The following is a 19,988-nucleotide window of genomic DNA, read 5'->3' as shown; positions in this document are numbered from 1 at the left end:
TCGCCCAGACACTGCTAGTCTTCTGAGCGAGGCGACGAAGGCGGCGCTGTGGTTGAGGGGTTGCCCCTCAGCCATGGAATCTCCCACATCTGGTTTCGATCAGTCTGCGGATTCTGGGGTATTTGAGCCAGTAGTTTGGCGTCAAAAAGTCCATGATGGCCATGCGCTAATATTTCAACTCTACAATAATCAATCTCGCTACAATCGCCGCCTTTGCCACCTGGCACGGGTTTTTTAAGGCCCGTCAGTCTTGAGAAGTCCCATGCTTATCGGTAGCTATTCCCCCTCGCTGGTCGTGATTTCTCTGCTCGTTGCGATCCTCGCGTCCTATACCGCGCTGGACCTGGCCGGGCGCATTGCGACCGCCAAGGGCCGTGCGGTCTTGTATTGGATGAGCGGTGGGGCCGTGGCAATGGGCGTGGGCGTGTGGTCCATGCATTTTATTGGCATGTTGGCGCTGCGCATGCCGTTCGCCCTGGGTTTCGACGTGGGTATCACTGCGCTGTCGCTGCTGATCGCGGTGTTGTCCTGCGGCTTTGCGTTGTGGCTGGTCAACCAGTCACGCTTGCCCGCCTGGCAACTGACATTGGGTGCGCTGGTCATGGGCGCGGGCATCAGCAGCATGCACTACACCGGCATGGCCGCGATGCGCATGACCCCCGGCATCGACTACGACCCCACACTCTTCAGCGCCTCGTTGCTGATCGCGGTGGTGGCCTCCGGCGCAGCGTTGTGGATCGCCTTCCACCTGCGCCGCGATACGCCTTACGTGCGTCTGATGCGCGGTGGCGCTGCCGTGATCATGGGGCTGGCTATCGTCGGTATGCATTACACCGGCATGGCGGCGGCGCAATTTGCCGACGAGAGTTACTGCGGCGCCGCGGTGTCGGGCCTCAGTGGCAAGGGCCTGGACAACCTGGTCGTGGTCACCAGCCTGGCGGTCCTGGTGATTGCCTTGCTCACCTCGGTGCTGGATGCCCGCCTGGAAGCGCGTACCTCGGTACTGGCCGACTCCCTGAGCCTGGCCAACCAGGAACTGACCCACTTGGCCCTGCACGACCCCCTGACCGGGCTGCCCAATCGCACGTTGCTCGCCGACCGTATCCAACAAGCGATGCAGGTGGTCAACGAAAAGGGCGGCTGCTTTGCCCTGATGTTTATCGACCTGGATGGGTTCAAGCCGGTCAACGATGCGTTCGGCCACCATATGGGCGACCAATTGCTGTACGAAGTCGGCCTGCGCCTGCGCGAAGACCTGCGCAGCCAGGACACCCTGGCGCGCATCGGCGGTGATGAATTTGTATTGCTGGTGCGCCTGAGCCAGCCCGACGATGCGCTGCGCCTGGCCGAGCGCCAGGTGGGCCTGGTCAACCGCGCCTTCAAGGTCGCCGAGCATGAGCTGAAGATTTCCGCCAGCGTGGGCATTGCAATCTACCCCGGCAACGGCAGCAACCCCCAGGAACTGCTGATGAACGCCGACGCCGCGATGTACCACGCCAAAGGCATGGGCAAGAACGGCTACAGCTTCTTCGACGTGTCGATGAACACCAACGCGCGCAAGCAATTGCAGTTGTTGCAGGACTTGCGCAACGCCGTCGAGCAGCAACAGTTCCGTCTGTATTACCAGCCCAAGTTCGACGCGGTGACTGGCATCCCGGTCGGCGCCGAAGCGTTGTTGCGCTGGGAACACCCGCAACAAGGCCTGTTGCTACCGGCGACGTTTATCGAGCTGGCGGAAAAAACCGGGCTGATCATTCCTATCGGCGAATGGGTGCTCAACGAAGCCTGTCGCCAGATGCGCCTGTGGTACGTGCAGGGTTATGAAGACTGGCGTATCGCCGTGAACCTGTCGGCGCTGCAGTTCTGCCACGCCGGGCTGGTCAACAGCGTGGCCACGGCACTTGAACGTCACCAGTTGCCGGCCAACAGCCTGACCCTGGAGATCACCGAAACCACCGCCATGAGTGATGCGGACGCGAGCATGACCGTGTTGCAGCAGCTCTCGGACATGGGCGTGGACCTGTCCATCGACGATTTCGGCACCGGCTATTCCAGCCTGATGTACCTCAAGCGCCTGCCGGCCAACGAGCTGAAGATCGACCGCGGTTTTGTGCGCGACCTTGAGCACGACGGCGACGACGCCGCCATTGTCTCGGCCATCGTTGCCCTCGGCCAGGCTCTGGGCTTGCGCATCGTCGCCGAAGGGGTGGAGACCGATGCGCAGCAAACCTTCCTCACGCGGCTGGGCTGTAACTCGTTGCAGGGCTACCTGTTGGGCCATCCGTTGCCGGCGGAGCGGTTCATGGCCGATATCCAAAGCGCGGAAGCGGCCGTTGCGCCTGACAAAAACCGTGTGTGACGGGTATTCTTGGGCCCAACCCTAAACATTCGGTTGAAACAGGAGATCACTCCCATGGACAAAGTCGTCATTATCACCGGGGGCAGTCGGGGGATTGGCGCGCAGACGGCCTTGCTGGCGGCGCGCCAGGGCTATCGCATCTGCATCAATTTCCAGTCCGACGAGGACGCTGCCCACCGCGTGCTTGAGCAGGTCCGCGCGTTGGGTGCACAGGCCATCGCGGTGCGGGCAGATGTCAGCATCGAAGATGAAGTGATCATGCTGTTCAATCGCGTCGATGCCGAACTGGGGCGCGTTACAGCGTTGGTCAACAACGCCGGCACCGTGGGGCACAAGTCGCGGGTCGATGAGATGTCCGAGTTCCGTATCCTCAAGGTCATGAAAACCAACGTGCTGGGGCCGATCCTGTGTGCCAAGCATGCGCTGCTGCGCATGTCGCCCAAGCATGGCGGGCAGGGGGGCAGTATCGTCAACGTGTCGTCGGTGGCGGCGCGGTTGGGCGCGCCGGGAGAATACGTGGACTACGCCGCGTCCAAGGGCGCGCTGGATACCTTCACCATCGGGCTGTCGAAGGAAGTTGCGGGGGAGGGTATCCGGGTCAACGCCGTGCGCCCCGGTTATATCTTTACCGATTTTCATGCGCTCAGCGGCGACCCGGATCGGGTCAGCAAGTTGGAGTCGGGTATCCCCATGGCCCGGGGCGGGCGTCCGGACGAAGTGGCGGAAGCGATTATCTGGTTGTTGTCGGATAAGGCTTCCTACACGACCGGGACGTTCCTGGATCTGGGGGGCGGTCGCTAGACAGCGGTCAGGTGAGAAACTCGCGCAGCACTGGATAACCCTTGTCGGAAAATTCCTTGAGTACGCTGGCTTCGGAGTTTTCCAGCGTGTCGTAGCCGTCGTCGGCGAAGCCGTCGATTTTGCCGTTGCGGCTGTGACTGGCGTTCAGTTGGCGGTCGTCGAGGTTATCGATAAAGCGCAAGACTTTGTCCAGGTCGTAGGCCGCGTCCGCCCGGGTCTGCGGGTTCGGGTTGGCGCCGCTCCAATCGCCCACCTGTCGTCTCAAGTCATCGATCATTGCCGTGAGGAAAAGTCTTGGCCTCTGTGGCTTTCTGGCAGATTCGGTTCCCATTCAAAACGACCGCACGATCCTTCCCAAGGTCTCCATGGCCTGCTCCGACGCCTCCGTCCATGGGCTGCCATAGTTCAAGCGAATGCAGTTCCTGAAGCGCTGGGTCGCCGAGAAAATCGGCCCCGGTGCGATGCTGATGCCTTGGGCCAGGGCCATTTGGAACAACTTCAACGAGTCGGTCTGTTCCGGCAATTCCAACCATAGGAAATACCCGCCGGCCGGCTGGCTGACCCGCGTCTGTGCCGGGAAATAACGGGCGATGGCGGCGAGCATGGCGCTTTGCTGTTCTTCCAGGGCATAGCGCAATTTGCGCAGGTGCCGGTCGTACCCGCCGTGTTGCAGGTAATCGGCAATCGCCGCCTGGGCCGGCATCGACGGGCACAGCGAGGTCATCAGCTTCAAGCGTTCGACCTTTTGCGCGAAACGCCCGGCTGCGACCCAGCCAACGCGATAACCCGGGGCCAGGCTCTTGGCGAACGAGCCGCAATGCATCACCAACCCTTCGGTATCGAAGGCCTTGGCCGGTTTCGGGGCGTGCTGGCCGTAATACAGTTCGGCGTAGACATCGTCTTCGATCAGCGGCACTTGGTGAGTGCGCAACAGTTCCACCAGTGCTTGTTTCTTGGCTTCGGGCACGGTGGCGCCCATGGGGTTCTGGAAGCTGGTCATGGTCCAGCAGGCCTTGATCGGGTAGCGCGCCAGGGTTTGCGCCAGGGCGTTGAGGTCGATGCCGTCCCGCGGGTGCACCGGGATTTCCACGGCCTTGAGCTTTAGACGCTCCAGCACTTGCAGGCACGCGTAGAAGGCCGGGGCTTCGATGGCCACCAAGTCGCCGGGTTCGGTCACGGCTTGCAGGCACAGGTTCAGGGCTTCCAGCGCGCCGTTGGTGATCAGCAACTCTTCCATGGGCAGCATCAGGCCGCCGACCATGTAGCGCAGGGCAATCTGGCGGCGCAGTTGCGGGTTGCCCGGCGACATGTCGGTGACCACCAGGCGCGGGTCCATCTCACGGCTGGCACTGGCCAGGGAGCGCGCCAGGCGCGGTAGCGGGAACAGCATCGGGCTGGGGAACGCCGAGCCGAAGGGCACGGTGTTCGGGTCCTTGATCGAGTCGAGGACCGAGAACACCAGCTCGCTCACGTCGACCTCGGTGGATTCGTGCACTTGCTCGCTCACCACCGGCTCGGAAAACGGGCTGGGTGCGTGGGTGTTGACGAAGTAGCCGGAGCGCGGGCGTGCGCGGATCAGGCCGCGACGCTCCAGCAGGTAATAGGCCTGGAACACCGTGGACGGGCTGACGCCGTAGGTCTGGCTGGCATAGCGCACCGAGGGCACGCGCTGGCCGGGGCCGAGGACGCCGGAGCGGATCAGTTCTGCGATGTCGTCGGCGAATTTTTCGTAGCGTTTCATTTTGGCCTTAAACAAATTCTTCAGAATGTAAACGGAACACACTGTGGGAGCGGGCTTGCTCGCGAAGGTGCTGGGTCAGTTCATCAATAAAGGTGACTGATACACCACCTTCGCGAGCAAGCCCGCTCCTACATTTGGATCTGCTCTATTCGGACAGGTCTCAGCGGTTCAGCGGTGCTACGAAGCGGCTGTCGGCAGCACTGTAGACCCACGGCTCATCCACATCCGTGACCTTGAAACGCAAGGTCTGCGAGCTGCTTGCCGGTTTATCTGCCAGTAACGCCACCGACACCGGCACATCGACGATTTCCCCTGGCGCCAGGCTGATCTCGGTCTTGCCCTGCAACTGGAAGCCGTCGGCGTCCACCAGTTCCAGGCGGTAATCCTGGCGCTGCTGGGTCTTGTTGATGACCTTGAGGCTGTAGATGTTTTCGATCAAGCCCTGGGCGTTCTCGCGGAACATGCCACGGTCCTTGGTCACATCCAGCGACACCATCGGCCGTTCGACCAACGCCACCACCAACGCCGCGATCATCACCAGCAGCACTGCACTGTAGCCGATCAGGCGCGGGCGCAGCAGGTGGGTCTTGCCACCTTGCAACTGATGCTCGCTGGTATAGCTGACCAGTCCTGGGGCATAGCCCATTTTTTCCATGATCGAATCGCAGGCATCGATGCACGCCGCGCAGCCGATGCATTCCATTTGCAAGCCGTCGCGGATGTCGATGCCGGTGGGGCAGACCTGTACGCACAGCTGGCAGTCGATGCAATCCCCGAGGCCGACGTCGGCGGGGTTCACCTCGCGTTTGCGTGGGCCACGCTGCTCGCCGCGGGCGGCGTCGTAGGAAATGGTCAGGGTGTCCTTGTCGAACATCACGCTCTGGAACCGCGCATAGGGGCACATGTGCATGCACACCGCTTCGCGCAGCCAGCCGGCGTTGATGTAGGTGGCGCCGGTAAAAAACAGGACCCAGAACAGGCTCACACCGCCCATCTGCCAGGTCAGCAACTCGGCCGCCAGTGGCCGGATCGGCGTGAAGTAACCGACAAACGTCAGCCCGGTCAGCACGCTGATGCCCAGCCACAAGGTGTGTTTGGCCGAGCGCCGCGCCAGTTTGTTCAGGCTCCACGGCGCGGCTTGCAGCTTGATGCGTTGGTTGCGTTCGCCCTCGGTGACCTTTTCACACCACATGAACAGCCAGGTGAACGAGCTTTGCGGGCAGGTGTAGCCGCACCACACACGGCCGGCGAACACCGTGATCGCAAACAGGCCAAAGGCACAGATGATCAGCAACGCCGACAACAGGATGAAATCCTGCGGCCAGAACGTGGCGCCAAAGATATGGAATTTACTTTCAGCCAAGTCCCATAGCACGGCCTGGCGCCCACCCCAGTTCAGCCACACGGTGCCGAAAAAGGCCAGGAACAGAAAGCCTGCACCGCTCAAGCGCAAGGTGCGGAACAGGCCGGTGAAACTACGGGTGTGGATCAGGTTGTCGCTGGATTTGGCCTTCACCTTCTTTGGGTGAAGTGGCTCAAAGGTTTCCACGGTTCGGACGGGGATTCTTTCGCTCATGGTCGTTCGCTCATCAGCCTCCATCAGGCCGATGAACTATGCGCGTGGGACTGTTTGCATAACAGACTCAGGTATGGCGATAAAAAGCGGATCAGATGCGCTCTGCAGGCAACCCTGCGTCAATCTGCTGCACCCCGTCCCGCCTGGGGTGCAGCTGGTTTTTTTGCTGTGCTGATACAGATCAATCAAATCGCCGAACCAGGCTCGGTGACCTTCTTGTGCTGACGCCCATCGGTTGCGCCGGCAACAGTCAGAGCGTCGGCTTCCTGTTCGGTGATGTACACCCGGCCTGTGGCCAATTCCACGTAGGACATGGCCTTGGGGATGTCGGTACTGACCGTCACCGCGCTGGCAGGCAGGCTTTGTTCCTGGCCATCAGTGTTGAGCTTGAAATAGCACGTCTGGTTTTCAATGCGCACGGGCATGGTGATCTCCTTCACAAAGGCTGGTGAAGGTTAGGGTCCGGTGCATTGCCAAGCGTTCCCGGCAACTGACTGGCGGTCGCTGCTGTCCATCCTTTACCCATCCCGACAAAGGAAGCTGTTCATGGACGCCTGGTGGCATCAAGTGTGGCAAACCTTACAAACCGAGTTCGCCGATATCGGTGATGCGAAACAGTTGACCCAGATCACCGTGCGCTTGCTGATCGCCGCCGTGCTCGGCGGCATTCTTGGCTTCGAGCGCGAGAGCAAGGGCAAGGCCGCCGGCGTGCGCACCCATATGTTGGTGGCGTTGGGCGCGGCGCTGTTTGTGATGGTGCCGCAGATGTCCGGCAACCAGGCGGACGCAATGAGCCGGGTGGTGCAGGGCGTGATAGCCGGCATCGGCTTTCTTGGCGCCGGTACGATCATCAAGGGCAAGGATGATGAAGAGGGTCACGTGAAGGGGCTGACCACCGCGGCGGGCCTGTGGATGACCGCTGCGATCGGGGTCTCGGCCGGATTGGGCCGGGAATCGACAGCGGTGTTGAGTACGTTGCTGGCACTGGCGGTGTTCAGCGTGATGCCGAAAATCGTCAAGCGTTTCGACAAGGACTGACGATCACCGGTGGCATGCTCGTCGGCGGCTCTTCGACCGGTGGCGGCTGGTGCTGCGGTGGTTCCTGCTCAGGAATCGGCTCCGGTTCACTGGGCGGCAGGGTCGGGTTATCGATATTCGGGTCTGGGGTTTCTGCCGGGATCGGGATATTCATCGGTGTGGCCTCCTTTGTGCTTTGCTCTATCGGTGGACAGCCGCCAGGGGGATTTGATTCCCCGCCCAATGGCGGCACATCCATCTGAACTTTTCCCGCGGGCCCGGGCTCGGACCTAAGTCGGTCTGGCTCAGGGAAGCGCCGCCGTATCGGAATCCGGATCAAGCAAAGAGCGTCCACAGGGCGTAAGGGGAAGATGCTCGATGACTGCTGAAACAGAGGCTTTGTTACCACTGTCCCAGGCGCTGCTGTTGCCCAGGATCGCAATCGAAAGCACCACACCCGTCATCGACGGCGGCGAATTTGCCGTCAAGGCCGTGGTTGGCCAGCGCGTCAATGTCAGCAGCAAGGTGTTCGCCGACGGCCACGACAAACTCGCCGTACTGATTCGCTGGCGCGCGCTGCATGAAGAAAGCTGGCACAGCGTGGTGATGACGGATGTGGGTAACAACGGCTGGGCGGGCGCGTTTACCGTGGTTGACCAGGGCCCCCACGAATACTGCATCGAAGCCTGGATCGATACCTTCGCCAGCTTCTGCTACGAACTGCGCAAGAAACATGAGGCCGGCGTGCCGGTCAGCCTGGAGTTGCAGGAAGGCCGCAGCCTGGTGCTGCAAGCTGCCGAGCGCAGCGACAACGAGCTGCGCGACCGCCTGATGTTGCTGCACCACGAACTCTCCGGCCTGCTGGAAACCGAGCAGGTTGCGCTGTTCCTGCACGAAGACAGTGCACACCTGATGACCCAGGCCGACCACCGCGCCTACTTGAGCATCAGCACCGTGTACCCGATCGATGTGGAACGCAGCGCCGCGCAGTTTGCCAGTTGGTACGAGCTGTTCCCGCGCTCGATCACCGACGACCCGGCGCGTCACGGCACATTCAATGATGTGCACTCGCGCTTGTCGACGATCCACGATATGGGCTTCGACGTGCTGTACTTCCCGCCGATCCACCCCATCGGCCGCAGCCATCGCAAGGGCCGCAACAACGCCCTGACGGCTGGCCCCGATGATCCCGGCAGCCCCTACGCCATCGGCAGCGAGGAAGGTGGCCACGAGGCGATTCACCCGCAGCTGGGCAGCCGCGAAGATTTCCGCCGGCTGGTCAAGGCCGCCGCCGAGCATGGCCTGGAAATCGCCCTGGACTTCGCTATCCAGTGTTCCCAGGACCACCCGTGGCTCAAGCAGCATCCGGGTTGGTTCAACTGGCGCCCGGACGGCACGATCAAATACGCGGAAAACCCGCCGAAGAAATACCAGGACATCGTCAACGTCGACTTTTATGCGGCGGATGCGATCCCCAGTCTGTGGACCGAGCTGCGCGACATCGTGGTCGGGTGGGTGGAAGAGGGCGTGAAGACCTTTCGCGTCGACAACCCCCACACCAAGCCGCTGCCGTTCTGGCAATGGCTGATCAGCGATGTGCGCGCCAAGCACCCCGAGGTGATCTTTCTCGCCGAAGCCTTCACCACCCCGGCGATGATGGCGCGCCTGGGCAAGGTCGGTTACTCCCAGAGCTACACCTATTTCACCTGGCGCAACACCAAGGCCGAACTGAGCGAGTACTTCACCGAACTGAACCAGTCGCCGTGGCGCGAGTGTTTCCGGCCGAATTTCTTTGTGAATACGCCGGACATCAACCCGGCGTTCCTGCACGAATCCGGGCGCCCGGGCTTTTTGATCCGCGCCGCACTGGCCACCATGGGCTCGGGCCTGTGGGGCATGTATTCGGGCTATGAACTGTGCGAAGCCGCGCCGGTGCCGGGCAAAGAGGAATACCTGGATTCGGAGAAGTACCAGATCCGCGTACGAGACTTCAGCGCGCCCGGCAACATCATCGCCGAGATCGCCCAGCTCAACCGCATCCGCCGGCAAAACCCGGCGTTGCACACGCACCTGGGGCTGAAGCTCTACAACGCGTGGAACGACAACATCCTGTATTTCGGCAAGCGCAGTGAGGATGGCAGCAACTTTATCCTCGTGGCGGTGAACCTTGACCCCTACAACGCCCAGGAGGCGAATTTTGAGTTGCCTCTGTGGGAATTGGGCTTGCCGGACGATGCCCAGACTGGGGGGGAAGACCTGATGAATGGTCACCGCTGGACATGGTACGGCAAGACCCAGTGGATGCGGCTGGAGCCGCAGATGCCGTTCGGTATCTGGCGTATCACCCTCCCTTGAACCTGTTGGAGATCCAAAAATGTGGGCGCAGGCAAGCCGGCTCCCACATTGAGCGAGTGTCCCCAGGTGGTTTTGAACGTATTCTCAGGAGTTTCCAATGGCGAAGAAGCCCGCCCCGAACACCTTTACCCAAGACCCGCTCTGGTATAAGGATGCGGTGATCTATCAAGTTCACGTCAAATCGTTTTTCGACGCCAACAACGATGGTATCGGCGATTTTGCCGGCCTGATCGCCAAACTCGATTACATCGCCGACCTCGGCGTCAACACCCTCTGGCTGTTGCCGTTCTACCCTTCGCCTCGCCGTGATGACGGCTACGACATCGCCGAATACCGTGGTGTGCACAGGGACTACGGCACCCTGGCCGACGCCAAGCGCTTTATCGCCGAGGCCCACAAGCGCGGGCTGCGGGTGATTACCGAGTTGGTGATCAACCACACCTCCGACCAGCACCCATGGTTCCAGCGGGCGCGCAAGGCCAAGCCGGGTTCGGCCGCGCGGGATTTCTATGTGTGGTCCGATGACGACCAGAAATACGCCGGCACCCGCATCATCTTCCTCGACACCGAGACCTCCAACTGGACTTGGGACCCGGTCGCCGGCCAGTACTTCTGGCACCGCTTCTACTCCCATCAGCCCGACCTCAACTTCGACAACCCGCAAGTCATGCAGGCCGTGCTCGCAGTGATGCGCTTCTGGCTCGACCTGGGCATCGACGGCCTGCGCCTGGACGCCATCCCCTACTTGATCGAGCGCGACGGCACGAATAACGAAAACCTGCCGCAAACCCACGAGGTGCTCAAACAGATCCGCGCCGAGATCGACGCCCATTATCCGGACCGCATGCTGCTGGCCGAAGCCAACCAATGGCCGGAGGACACACAACTCTACTTCGGTGACCAAAAAGGCGACGACGGCGACGAATGCCACATGGCCTTCCACTTTCCGCTGATGCCGCGCATGTATATGGCGCTGGCCCAGGAAGATCGCTTCCCCATCACCGATATTTTGCGCCAGACCCCGGAGATTCCCGCCAATTGCCAGTGGGCGATCTTCCTGCGCAACCACGATGAGCTGACCCTGGAGATGGTCACCGACAAGGAACGCGACTACCTGTGGAACTACTACGCCGCCGATCGCCGTGCGCGCATCAACCTGGGCATTCGTCGGCGCCTCGCGCCACTGATGGAGCGCGACCGCCGCCGCATCGAGCTGCTCAACAGCCTGCTGTTGTCGATGCCTGGCACGCCGACCCTGTATTACGGCGATGAAATCGGCATGGGTGACAACATCTACCTCGGTGACCGCGACGGCGTGCGTACGCCGATGCAGTGGTCCATCGACCGCAATGGCGGCTTCTCCCGCGCCGACCCGGCCAGCCTGGTGCTGCCGCCGATCATGGATGCGCAATACGGTTATCAGTCGGTCAATGTCGAAACCCAGGCCCAAGATCCCCATTCACTGTTGAATTGGACCCGGCGCATGCTCGCAGTTCGCAAACAGTCCAAGGCGTTTGGTCGGGGCAGCTTGAAGATGCTCTCGCCGAGCAACCGCCGCATCCTCGCCTATACCCGCGAGTTCACCGGCGAGGATGGTCGCAGCGAAATCATCCTGTGCGTGGCCAACGTGTCGCGCAGCGCCCAGGCCGCCGAGTTGGATCTGTCGGCCTACGCCGGCATGGTCCCGGTAGAGATGCTTGGCGGTAATGCCTTCCCGCCCATTGGCCAGCTGAATTTCCTGCTGACCCTGGCGCCCTATGGTTTCTACTGGTTCGTGCTGGCCGCGGAAAACCAGATGCCCAGTTGGCACGTGGAACCGGCGCAAAGCATGCCGGACTTCACCACCCTGGTGCTTAAACAGCGCCTGGAAGAACTGCTTGAACCCGCGTGCTGCGCCACCCTGGAGCAGACTTCGCTACCCGCCTGGCTGCCCAAACGCCGCTGGTTCGCGGGCAAGGATGCGAGCATCGACAGCGTGCATATCGCCTACGGTGTGCGCTTTGGCGACCCGCAGCACCCGGTGTTGCTCAGCGAAATTGACGTGAGCAGCGGCGGGCAGGTCAGCCGTTATCAGTTGCCGTTCGGTTTTCTGGGTGAGGACCAGTTCACCAGCGCCTTGCCCCAGCAATTGGCCCTGGCCCGGGTGCGACGGGCGCGTCAGGTGGGGTTGGTGACCGACGCGTTCAGCCTTGAGCCGTTTATCCGTGCCGTTATCCATGGGCTGCAAGCCGGTACGCTATTGAACTCAAGCGAGGGCGAACTGCGCTTTGAAGCCACACCACACCTGGCCAAGCTGCCATTGGGCGACGACGCACCAGTGCGCTACCTGTCGGCCGAGCAATCCAACAGCTCGGTGGTGGTGGGTGAAAGCCTGGTGCTCAAGCTGATTCGCAAAGTTGCCTCTGGGGTACACCCTGAACTGGAAATGAGCGCCTACCTGACCGCTGCCGGTTACCCGAATATCTCGCCGCTGCTGGGCTCGGTGATTCGCCGTGACGGGGCAGGGCAGGACAACCTGTTGATGATCGCCCAGGGTTACCTGAGCAATCAGGGCGATGCGTGGGCCTGGACCCAAAACAACCTGGAACGGGCGATTCGCGATGAGCTGGCCCAAGCCATCTCCGAGCAGGAACAGCATTACAACGCCCTTGACGAACTCAAGGAGTTTGCCGGGTTGCTCGGCCGCCGCCTGGGCGAGATGCATGGGGTGTTGGGGGCCAAAACCAGCGACAAGGACTTCCGCCCCGAGCTCACCACGGCCAGGCAGGCCCAGGCCTGGGCCAAGGATGTGGCTGCGCAGATCGAGCGCGCCTTGCACCTGCTTGACCTGCATCAAAATCAATTGAACCCCGCGGATCAGGCGTTGGTCAGTGATTTGCTGGCGCAGAAAAAAGCCATCACCAGCCACGTCCAGGCATTGGCGAACGCCACGCTGGGTGGCCTGCGGATACGCGTCCACGGCGATTTGCACCTGGGCCAGGTGCTGGTGGTGAAGGGCGATGCGTACCTGATCGACTTTGAAGGCGAACCGGCGCGACCATTGCATGAACGACGTGGCAAGCACAGCCCCTATAAGGATGTGAGCGGCGTGCTGCGCTCGTTTGATTACGCGGCTGCGATGGCGCGCAATGACCAAGGCCTGGATCAATCGCCTGCCGCGCAGTTGGCGCGCCGACGCGTGACCGAGCGTTACCTGACTGATGCACGTCAGGCATTTATCCAGGCTTATCAGTCAGCTACGTCTACACTGGCGCATGACTGGCAGGACGCCAAAGGCCAGGACGCCGCGCTGACGTTGTTCAGCCTGGAGAAGGCCGCGTATGAAGTGGCTTACGAAGCGGAAAATCGCCCAAGCTGGCTGCCGGTGCCCCTGCAGGGGTTGCACGGTCTGCTCAGCGGGCTTGTATCGAAAACCGCACGCGGTGGGGAGAGGTCATGAGCTTTACGAATAAAGAACCGCTGCAGCCTAAGTTGACAGCACTGCCGGCGTCCCACGACGTCGACGCGCTGGTACGCGCCGAACATCCGGACCCGTTCTCGATTCTGGGCCCGCACGATGATGAACACGGTGGCCAGTTTATCCGCGCCTTTCTGCCAGAAGCCTTGAGCGTTCAAGTGCTGGAGCGCGACAGCGGCGAACTGATCGGCAGCCTGGACGCGACCCAGGTGCCCGGCCTGTTTGTCGGGCACTTCAAGCATCGCCAGGCGTACCTGCTGAAAATCCAGTGGGCCGGTGGCGAGCAGATTACCGAGGACCCCTACAGCTTCGCCCAATTGTTGCTGGGTGAAATGGACCTGTACCTGTTTGCCGAAGGCAACCACCGCGACCTCGGCAGTTGCCTCGGCGCCCAGGTGACCACGGTGGATGGCGTGCAGGGTGTGCGCTTTGCCGTGTGGGCACCGAATGCGCGGCGCGTGTCAGTGGTGGGAGATTTCAATATTTGGGATGGTCGGCGCCATCCGATGCGTTTGCGGCACCCGTCTGGCGTGTGGGAGATCTTTATCCCACGCCTGCAACCGGGCGCGGCCTATAAATACGAGATTCTTGGTGCCCATGGGATCTTGCCGCTCAAGGCCGACCCCATGGCGCTGGCGACCCAGCTGCCGCCCGACACCGCCTCCAAAGTCGCCCCGCCGTTGCAGGTCGACTGGCAGGACCATGGGTGGATGCAGGCGCGGGCCGACAAACACAAAACCACCGCGCCGCTCTCGATCTACGAGCTGCACGTGGGCTCCTGGCAGTGCGAACTGGACGAAGCCGGCGAAGTCGCGCGCCAATATGGCTGGCGGGAACTGGCCGAGCGCCTGGTGCCCTATGTGCAGCAACTGGGCTTCACCCACGTCGAACTGATGCCGATCATGGAACACCCATTCGGCGGCTCGTGGGGTTACCAGGCGTTGTCACAATTTGCACCGAGCGCACGTTTTGGTTCACCCGAAGATTTCGCCTACTTCGTCAACGCGCTGCACCAGGCAGATATTGGCGTGATTCTGGATTGGGTCCCGGCGCATTTTCCTACGGATAGCCACGGTCTGGCACAGTTCGACGGCACTGCGCTGTACGAATACGCCAACCCGCTGGAAGGCTTTCACCAGGATTGGGACACGCTGATCTACAACCTTGGTCGCACCGAAGTGCATGGCTTTATGCTGGCCTCGGCGCTGCACTGGCTGAAACACTTCCATGTGGACGGTCTGCGCGTCGATGCGGTGGCTTCGATGCTGTACCGCGATTATTCGCGCAAGGCCGGGGAATGGGTGCCCAACCGCCACGGTGGTCGGGAGAACCTCGAAGCCATCGACTTCCTGCGCCACCTGAACGACGTTGTCGCCCTGGAAGCCCCCGGCGCGCTGGTGATCGCCGAGGAGTCCACCGCGTGGCCCGGCGTCAGCCAACCGACCCAACAGGGCGGCCTGGGCTTCAACTACAAGTGGAACATGGGCTGGATGCACGATTCGCTGCATTACATCCAGCAAGACCCGGTGTACCGCGCCCATCATCACAACGAGCTGAGTTTTGGCCTGGTGTATGCCTGGTCCGAGCGCTTCATCCTGCCGATTTCCCACGATGAGGTGGTGCACGGCAAACATTCGCTGATCGACAAGATGCCCGGCGACCGCTGGCAGAAGTTTGCCAACTTGCGCGCCTACCTGGCTTTCATGTGGATGCATCCGGGTAAGAAACTGCTGTTCATGGGCTGCGAATTCGGCCAGTGGCGCGAGTGGAACCACGACCAGCAACTGGACTGGTACCTGTTGCAGTACGCCGAACACAAGGGCGTACAAAAACTGGTCGGCGACTTGAACCGCCTGTACCGCGAGGAGCCGGCGCTGCACGAACAGGATGACGCGCCTCAGGGCTTCCAGTGGCTGATCGGCGACGATGCAATCAACAGCGTCTATGCCTGGCTGCGCTGGAGCAAGGACGGCCGGCCGGTGCTGGTGGTGGCCAACTTCACCCCGGTACCCCGTGAAGCGTACGCGGTGGGTGTGCCATTTGCCGGGCGCTGGAGCGAGGTGATCAACACGGATGCCGACACCTATGCCGGTTCGAACTATGGCAATGGTGGTGAAGTGTTTACTCAGGATGAGCCGCGCCATGGGCAACCGGTGTCGTTGACGCTGAACCTGCCACCGCTTGGCGTGCTGATCCTGCGTCCTGAATAACGGCCGTCTCCAAGAAGGGCTGGCGTTTCTAAAAACCTGCGGGCGTGCGGTGGCGACACGTCCGTAGGAGCTGGACGCAAATTGTCATGTATTGCGTAGGAACAATTTCCTACGGGGTGTCCACACATGGACGTCAGCGATTGAGCGTAGGTCTTCCAACACATCTCGTTTCTTCGCTCGGTCTGTGTATAACACTCCCGGAAATGAAACTTCTGCCATGACGCCATTCTCAACCAACAACGTGCACGCTCCTGTGACAGCGCTCAGGGCGCCAATCTCCACTCTCGCAACCGCCCCCGTCGTCAAGTCAGCTCCTGCGCTCGTGAAGGCCCCCGTACGCGCACCCGACTCGCCAGCTACGCAGGTACAGGGAAAGCTGCTTGACCTGGATGAAATGTTGAGCGCTTTACGCGAGCTTCAGGCTCAGCCAGCCCCCCCAAATGCCCAGAAGAAAAGCTTGTTCCTCAACAAGAATTCACCGCTTATTCCGCAAAACGGCTCGACTCAGCCGGGCACCAACCGGCTTGACAATATGCTCAAGTACTACGGCATTGTTCCGGCCAACCCCAGCACGCAAACGCAAGTACAAGCGGCGATTGATGCGCTGGAAAATACCCGCAGCGAAATTGTCCTGGGCATAGGGAATGAGTCAAGCAAAGCTGATGCGTTGTTGCAGGACAGCAACGACGATTCAATATCCGCACTAGTGGGTGAGCTGCAACACAAGCACAAAAAGCCTTTGTTGAGTTATTTGACCGAGGGCATCTCGGAGTCCGCACTCGAAAAAGCCCAGCGCTCGCCGGCTACCCTATTGGAGCTGATCGCAAAATCACCTAAGGCTGAAGCGCTGGTTCAAGCGCTACTGAAAAAGCTTGGCGGCAGTGACTTTCCTTTGACGCAGCTGACTTCCCCGCAAGTGAAAGTTCAGTTGTTGATCAAGGCCATCACCTTGAGCCTTGACCCTGTGCAGTCGCGTAAACCCGGGCATGTTGCAGGGTTTCACCTGGCGTCCAGCGAGCATGGCAACAAGGGCTACGCAGAAATCGATACGCAGTTCAGGCAACACCTGGTCGACGCAAATAAAATATCTTCCACCGACGCGAACCTGGCCGCCTATCTTTTCCGCCCGCAGTTCCCGGCAGACTTTGCCGTGCGCGATATCCCGACGGAGATGCGCTATCAAGGAACCGCTGTGTGGGTCAATTTCAAGCATGGTGTGGCGCTGGCGGAGGCGATTGAACCCGGTTCGTCGCGAAGCATGAGCTTTCAGGAGTTGGTGGACCTGCCCGGCAAGCTCAGCGAACAGGCGACGACAAGCCAGCAGTGGTCGCTTATCGCGGCGACCCGTATTCCGGCGATGCTGGAATGGGCGGCTTTGCAGGGCGTGATTGAACAAAAAGATGAGTATTCGCAGGCAGAGATCGCCAAGGCAGTGTCAGCTTTTGATGGGCATGTCAGCGGTATCGTAGAGGCGACGGCGCAACTTGCAGTCGATGTGCCAATGCGTAAGAACTACTTTGAGAAAATGGAAAAGGGCACCTCTCGGACCGAACTCTTGTCGTTGATAAGCCCGTTTTTTGCGTTGTACCGGCACCTCAATGGCGAGAAGATCAAGCCCTCCGATGCCCTCTATCAGTACCCTGTTTATGACGAAGATCGTTTCAAGTCTGCGTTTGATGGGTATTTGGCTAATGCCAAGTCGGGTTATGACAAAGTACTGCGCAACCTGTTATCGCAGTTGCCGACCCAGGACCGGGTCGCGATTGAACAGGGTGCAACCACGGTCTATGCACTGCGGGTCAAGCCCGATACAAACAAGGAGACAGAAGAGCAGAAAAAGGCCGCCAAGACCCGCCCGGGGTTCATTCTCAAGGCAGAACACGAGGGGCAAACAAGCTACTATGAAATCAACCCGGTCAAGGGCATAGCCCGGCGACGCGACGACTTGAAGCCGGTCCTGGAGGCCTACGATCCGGCTGAAAAAAGTTATGACAAAGACTTTATTTCCATCGAACACACCAATGATGGCGTACCGTCCGAAGAGCTGGTTGTGCGCAATAGCCACACCGGCAAGGAGGCGTTCAAGAAGCAGTGGGGCGAATACAAGGCTGGCAAAGGCCCGCGGCCCAAGAGCTTTTCGATAGTTGTCCCGCAACAGCTCGATCATTTTCCCGCCACTGACCGCGTCGGTAAGGCTGCAGTGCCAAACACCCTGGAATCAGAACGCTCGGCAGCCATTGCCAAGTCCATTTCCGATAAATTGTTTTATGTCGATGAAGACCAACTGCGGGAGTGGGCCACCGCGGACCCTAACAGGGAGAGCTCAGCGAAGAAAAATGACGAGAGTTTCTGGGAGCGTATAAAAGGCGTGGCCCAGTTCTTTATTCCTTTCTGGAGCGGGATCGAGGACCTCGTCAAGGGCCGTACCAAAGATGGCATTATCAGTCTTATCGTCGACGGTCTGTTTACGTTCGCAGGGCCGGCCGGCAAGCTGGCCGCCGGCTCGGTGCGAGTGATGGCCAATGCTGGCAAGCTCAGCATGCGCGCGCTGCTGCCAAAATTCTTGCCCTTGATAAAGCAATTTGGTGTTTCTGTGGTACAGAACCTGAACCCGCTTGAACCGGTAATGGCGGGCTTCAACATCAAGGGAGGGAAAGGCCTGAAGTTCCTGAAAGGGGACATCGACAATATCCAGGCAGGCATTGCGCAGTTCCGGCGGTCATCGCCCTTCAAACAACTGCCTGGAAAAGGGAGTTATGACGTTACCCCGAAAATACCCTTGACCTCCAGAAACCTACCAGAAGGTGGAAGCGTACGAGTGCCCGAGGGCATCTCCAGTGATGAGGTACGGATGCTGAATAGGAAGAATCACACCGATGTGGTCGTGGGTGATGATGTCTTTCGGTATGACCCTGGCAAACCGGACAGCCTGACTAAACTGGGTGGCCCCGATCATGGCGGCCCGTTGGAGGGGTTCGCAACGACGTGTGGCGGCGGGGGGCGCAGGTCCAAGCGTGACCTCAATGACCTCTGTTACACCAAGGAGATCGAACCAGGTGGAACCCCCATCTTCCAGGACGCCCAAGCCCTTGACCACCGTCGGCTGATTCCTGGCCCTGCGCAGGCTAACGGGCCGCGCACAGTGGTGCACGAGCATCGTTTATACCGAGTCAATGAAGCGGGTAAGCAAGAGTTGTTGCCGGTTGTGACTACGCAGCCTGTGACCTACAAGGCACAAACGTCGGGCACGGTGATCAACGAGCCAGATTTCGGTTTTGATGATTTCGGTGTATCGCGCTCGCTCAACAACGACACGGTGGTGGTGAAAGTGGATGCGATCAGCGACTTGAGCAATGATCAACGAGTCGTCAGAGGCCAAAAAATCGACCACAACGGGCAGCAATATGTGGTGGTCGAGGGCGATATCGGCGTTCATTACTACGCCGAGCTCAACCCAACAGGCAAGCTCGACTTTTACCGCTTGAATAGCAGTGACCCCGTCAGCCGGCATTTTATTGAAACCCATGATCAATACAGGGACTTTCATGGTTATGCTGCGCAGAAAAGTCCAAACAATCAGTTGATTGTCCTGCCTACCATGGAAACCCTGGTCAAGAAAATTGTGGCTGAGAATACCCTGTCCAACGCGGATATCGAACACCTTGCCAAGGTATTGAAAGGTCTTACTCCCGAGAAGCAGCGCGAAGTACTGATGAGCGTTTACGCGTCTGGACCCAACCCAGGAAAGGTGGTGGTGGCGGCAAAACCGGTTCGACTCGAACCCATCAAGAAGCCGGCAGATTTTTCCCAACGGCAGCCAGCGGATCAAAACCAGCTCTATGCTGAAGGGGGGAGTAAGGCCGTTGACGATCAGTTCCAGGCCACGGGTATCAGGTCCGCCAATCAACAAGTGCCGGGACAACCCGGTGAGAAGATTCGTGCAGACTCTGCCGCCGAGACGGTAGGTTGGCTTTACACGCGCACAAATGCGCCAAATTATTCCGAAATCGTGTTGAAGACCGGGGCCGGGAACTGCGACCAGATGGCCAAGGTTGCCGTTGATACCATCAACGCCAGTGGTGGCAGTGCGCGTATCGCGCAAGTCAAAGGGCACACTTTCGGCATTGTCGGCGGCCCGCCAGGCTATTCCAGGAGCAAGGGCTTTACCGGGCCGGAATGGGCCGATGCCTGGGTTGTTGATCCGTGGGCAGGCATTACCTGCAAGGCCTCGGACTATCCCGCCCGATTCAAGGCGCGCATGCAGGAGTGGAGCCAGGAAGGCCGGCGAATCCTGATCAGCGATGGCCAGCTACCGCCTAGCTCGGTGTGGAGTGACCCCATGGAGCCGCGTTGGATAAATGCAACCGTTAACGGCGAGGCCCAGGTTTTTTGACGGCGGGCCGACAATCACAACCAATGATTTGGCGCCGATGAATGTCTCATGCGTCTAGGGCCAAACAACGGCTCTGTCT

12 protein-coding genes are annotated in these 19,988 nt (G+C 60.2%); 7 read left to right on the top strand and 5 right to left on the bottom strand.

Going from position 1 to position 19,988, the window contains the following annotated elements; all coding sequences use genetic code 11:
- The first annotated feature begins 262 nt into the window (after positions 1-262).
- Positions 263-2,359 (top strand): putative bifunctional diguanylate cyclase/phosphodiesterase, encoded by a 2,097-nt coding sequence (locus LIY36_RS21800; RefSeq protein ID WP_226457114.1) that lies wholly within the window; start codon positions 263-265, stop codon positions 2,357-2,359.
- A 54-nt stretch (positions 2,360-2,413) separates the two neighbouring features.
- Positions 2,414-3,160, top strand: a complete 747-nt coding sequence (locus tag LIY36_RS21795; RefSeq protein WP_192299610.1) for an SDR family oxidoreductase — start codon at positions 2,414-2,416, stop codon at positions 3,158-3,160.
- Between the two features lie 7 nt (positions 3,161-3,167).
- On the opposite strand, the gene LIY36_RS21790 is transcribed toward LIY36_RS21795, so the two are convergent.
- From LIY36_RS21790 to LIY36_RS21775, 4 genes are all read right to left on the bottom strand, one after another.
- Positions 3,168-3,425, bottom strand: coding sequence for a hypothetical protein (locus tag LIY36_RS21790; RefSeq protein WP_226457113.1), 258 nt, complete (start codon positions 3,423-3,425; stop codon positions 3,168-3,170).
- Positions 3,426-3,491: 66 nt separating this feature from the next.
- A complete protein-coding gene (gene mapR / locus LIY36_RS21785) occupies positions 3,492-4,901 on the bottom strand; it encodes a GntR family transcriptional regulator MpaR (protein ID WP_226457112.1) in 1,410 nt (469 codons plus the stop codon).
- A 160-nt stretch (positions 4,902-5,061) separates the two neighbouring features.
- A complete protein-coding gene (gene ccoG, locus LIY36_RS21780) occupies positions 5,062-6,477 on the bottom strand; it encodes a cytochrome c oxidase accessory protein CcoG (protein ID WP_226457111.1) in 1,416 nt (471 codons plus the stop codon).
- 185 nt (positions 6,478-6,662) lie between these two features.
- Positions 6,663-6,902: a DUF3203 family protein gene (locus LIY36_RS21775; RefSeq protein WP_192299606.1), complete on the bottom strand. Its 240-nt coding sequence runs from the start codon at positions 6,900-6,902 to the stop codon at positions 6,663-6,665.
- A gap of 121 nt (positions 6,903-7,023) precedes the next feature.
- Between LIY36_RS21775 and LIY36_RS21770 the strand changes: the two genes are divergently transcribed.
- Complete coding sequence (locus LIY36_RS21770) at positions 7,024-7,515, top strand: MgtC/SapB family protein (RefSeq protein ID WP_192299605.1); 492 nt, start codon at positions 7,024-7,026, stop codon at positions 7,513-7,515.
- Here LIY36_RS21770 and LIY36_RS21765 read toward each other — a convergent pair.
- Positions 7,493-7,669, bottom strand: a complete 177-nt coding sequence (locus LIY36_RS21765; RefSeq protein WP_192299604.1) for a hypothetical protein — start codon at positions 7,667-7,669, stop codon at positions 7,493-7,495. The genes LIY36_RS21770 and LIY36_RS21765 overlap by 23 nt on opposite strands.
- A 203-nt stretch (positions 7,670-7,872) precedes the next feature.
- Between LIY36_RS21765 and LIY36_RS21760 the strand changes: the two genes are divergently transcribed.
- From LIY36_RS21760 to LIY36_RS21745, 4 genes are all read left to right on the top strand, one after another.
- Positions 7,873-9,849, top strand: a complete 1,977-nt coding sequence (locus tag LIY36_RS21760; RefSeq protein ID WP_226457110.1) for an alpha-1,4-glucan--maltose-1-phosphate maltosyltransferase — start codon at positions 7,873-7,875, stop codon at positions 9,847-9,849.
- A gap of 97 nt (positions 9,850-9,946) precedes the next feature.
- Positions 9,947-13,288: a maltose alpha-D-glucosyltransferase gene (gene treS / locus LIY36_RS21755; protein WP_226457109.1), complete on the top strand. Its 3,342-nt coding sequence runs from the start codon at positions 9,947-9,949 to the stop codon at positions 13,286-13,288.
- Positions 13,285-15,516 (top strand): 1,4-alpha-glucan branching protein GlgB, encoded by a 2,232-nt coding sequence (gene glgB / locus LIY36_RS21750; protein WP_226457108.1) that lies wholly within the window; start codon positions 13,285-13,287, stop codon positions 15,514-15,516. Before treS ends, glgB begins: the two co-directional genes overlap by 4 nt.
- 397 nt (positions 15,517-15,913) lie before the next feature.
- Positions 15,914-19,909, top strand: coding sequence for a hypothetical protein (locus LIY36_RS21745; protein ID WP_226457107.1), 3,996 nt, complete (start codon positions 15,914-15,916; stop codon positions 19,907-19,909).
- Positions 19,910-19,988 lie beyond the last annotated feature (79 nt).

This window comes from Pseudomonas sp. AF03-9, assembly GCF_020515815.1.
GTDB lineage: Bacteria > Pseudomonadota > Gammaproteobacteria > Pseudomonadales > Pseudomonadaceae > Aquipseudomonas.
The sequence above is the reverse complement of the archived record's forward strand: the minus strand, read 5'-3'. Positions and strand labels throughout refer to the sequence as shown.

Excerpts from the sequence above, each read along its gene's own strand:
- LIY36_RS21800 (WP_226457114.1), top strand. The coding sequence starts at position 263 with ATGCTTATCGGTAGCTATTCCCCCTCGCTGGTCGTGATTTCTCTGCTC.
- LIY36_RS21795 (WP_192299610.1), top strand. The coding sequence starts at position 2,414 with ATGGACAAAGTCGTCATTATCACCGGGGGCAGTCGGGGGATTGGCGCG.
- mapR (WP_226457112.1), bottom strand. The coding sequence starts at position 4,901 with ATGAAACGCTACGAAAAATTCGCCGACGACATCGCAGAACTGATCCGC.
- ccoG (WP_226457111.1), bottom strand. The coding sequence starts at position 6,477 with ATGAGCGAAAGAATCCCCGTCCGAACCGTGGAAACCTTTGAGCCACTT.
- LIY36_RS21775 (WP_192299606.1), bottom strand. The coding sequence starts at position 6,902 with ATGCCCGTGCGCATTGAAAACCAGACGTGCTATTTCAAGCTCAACACT.
- LIY36_RS21770 (WP_192299605.1), top strand. The coding sequence starts at position 7,024 with ATGGACGCCTGGTGGCATCAAGTGTGGCAAACCTTACAAACCGAGTTC.
- LIY36_RS21765 (WP_192299604.1), bottom strand. The coding sequence starts at position 7,669 with ATGAATATCCCGATCCCGGCAGAAACCCCAGACCCGAATATCGATAAC.
- LIY36_RS21760 (WP_226457110.1), top strand. The coding sequence starts at position 7,873 with ATGACTGCTGAAACAGAGGCTTTGTTACCACTGTCCCAGGCGCTGCTG.
- treS (WP_226457109.1), top strand. The coding sequence starts at position 9,947 with ATGGCGAAGAAGCCCGCCCCGAACACCTTTACCCAAGACCCGCTCTGG.
- glgB (WP_226457108.1), top strand. The coding sequence starts at position 13,285 with ATGAGCTTTACGAATAAAGAACCGCTGCAGCCTAAGTTGACAGCACTG.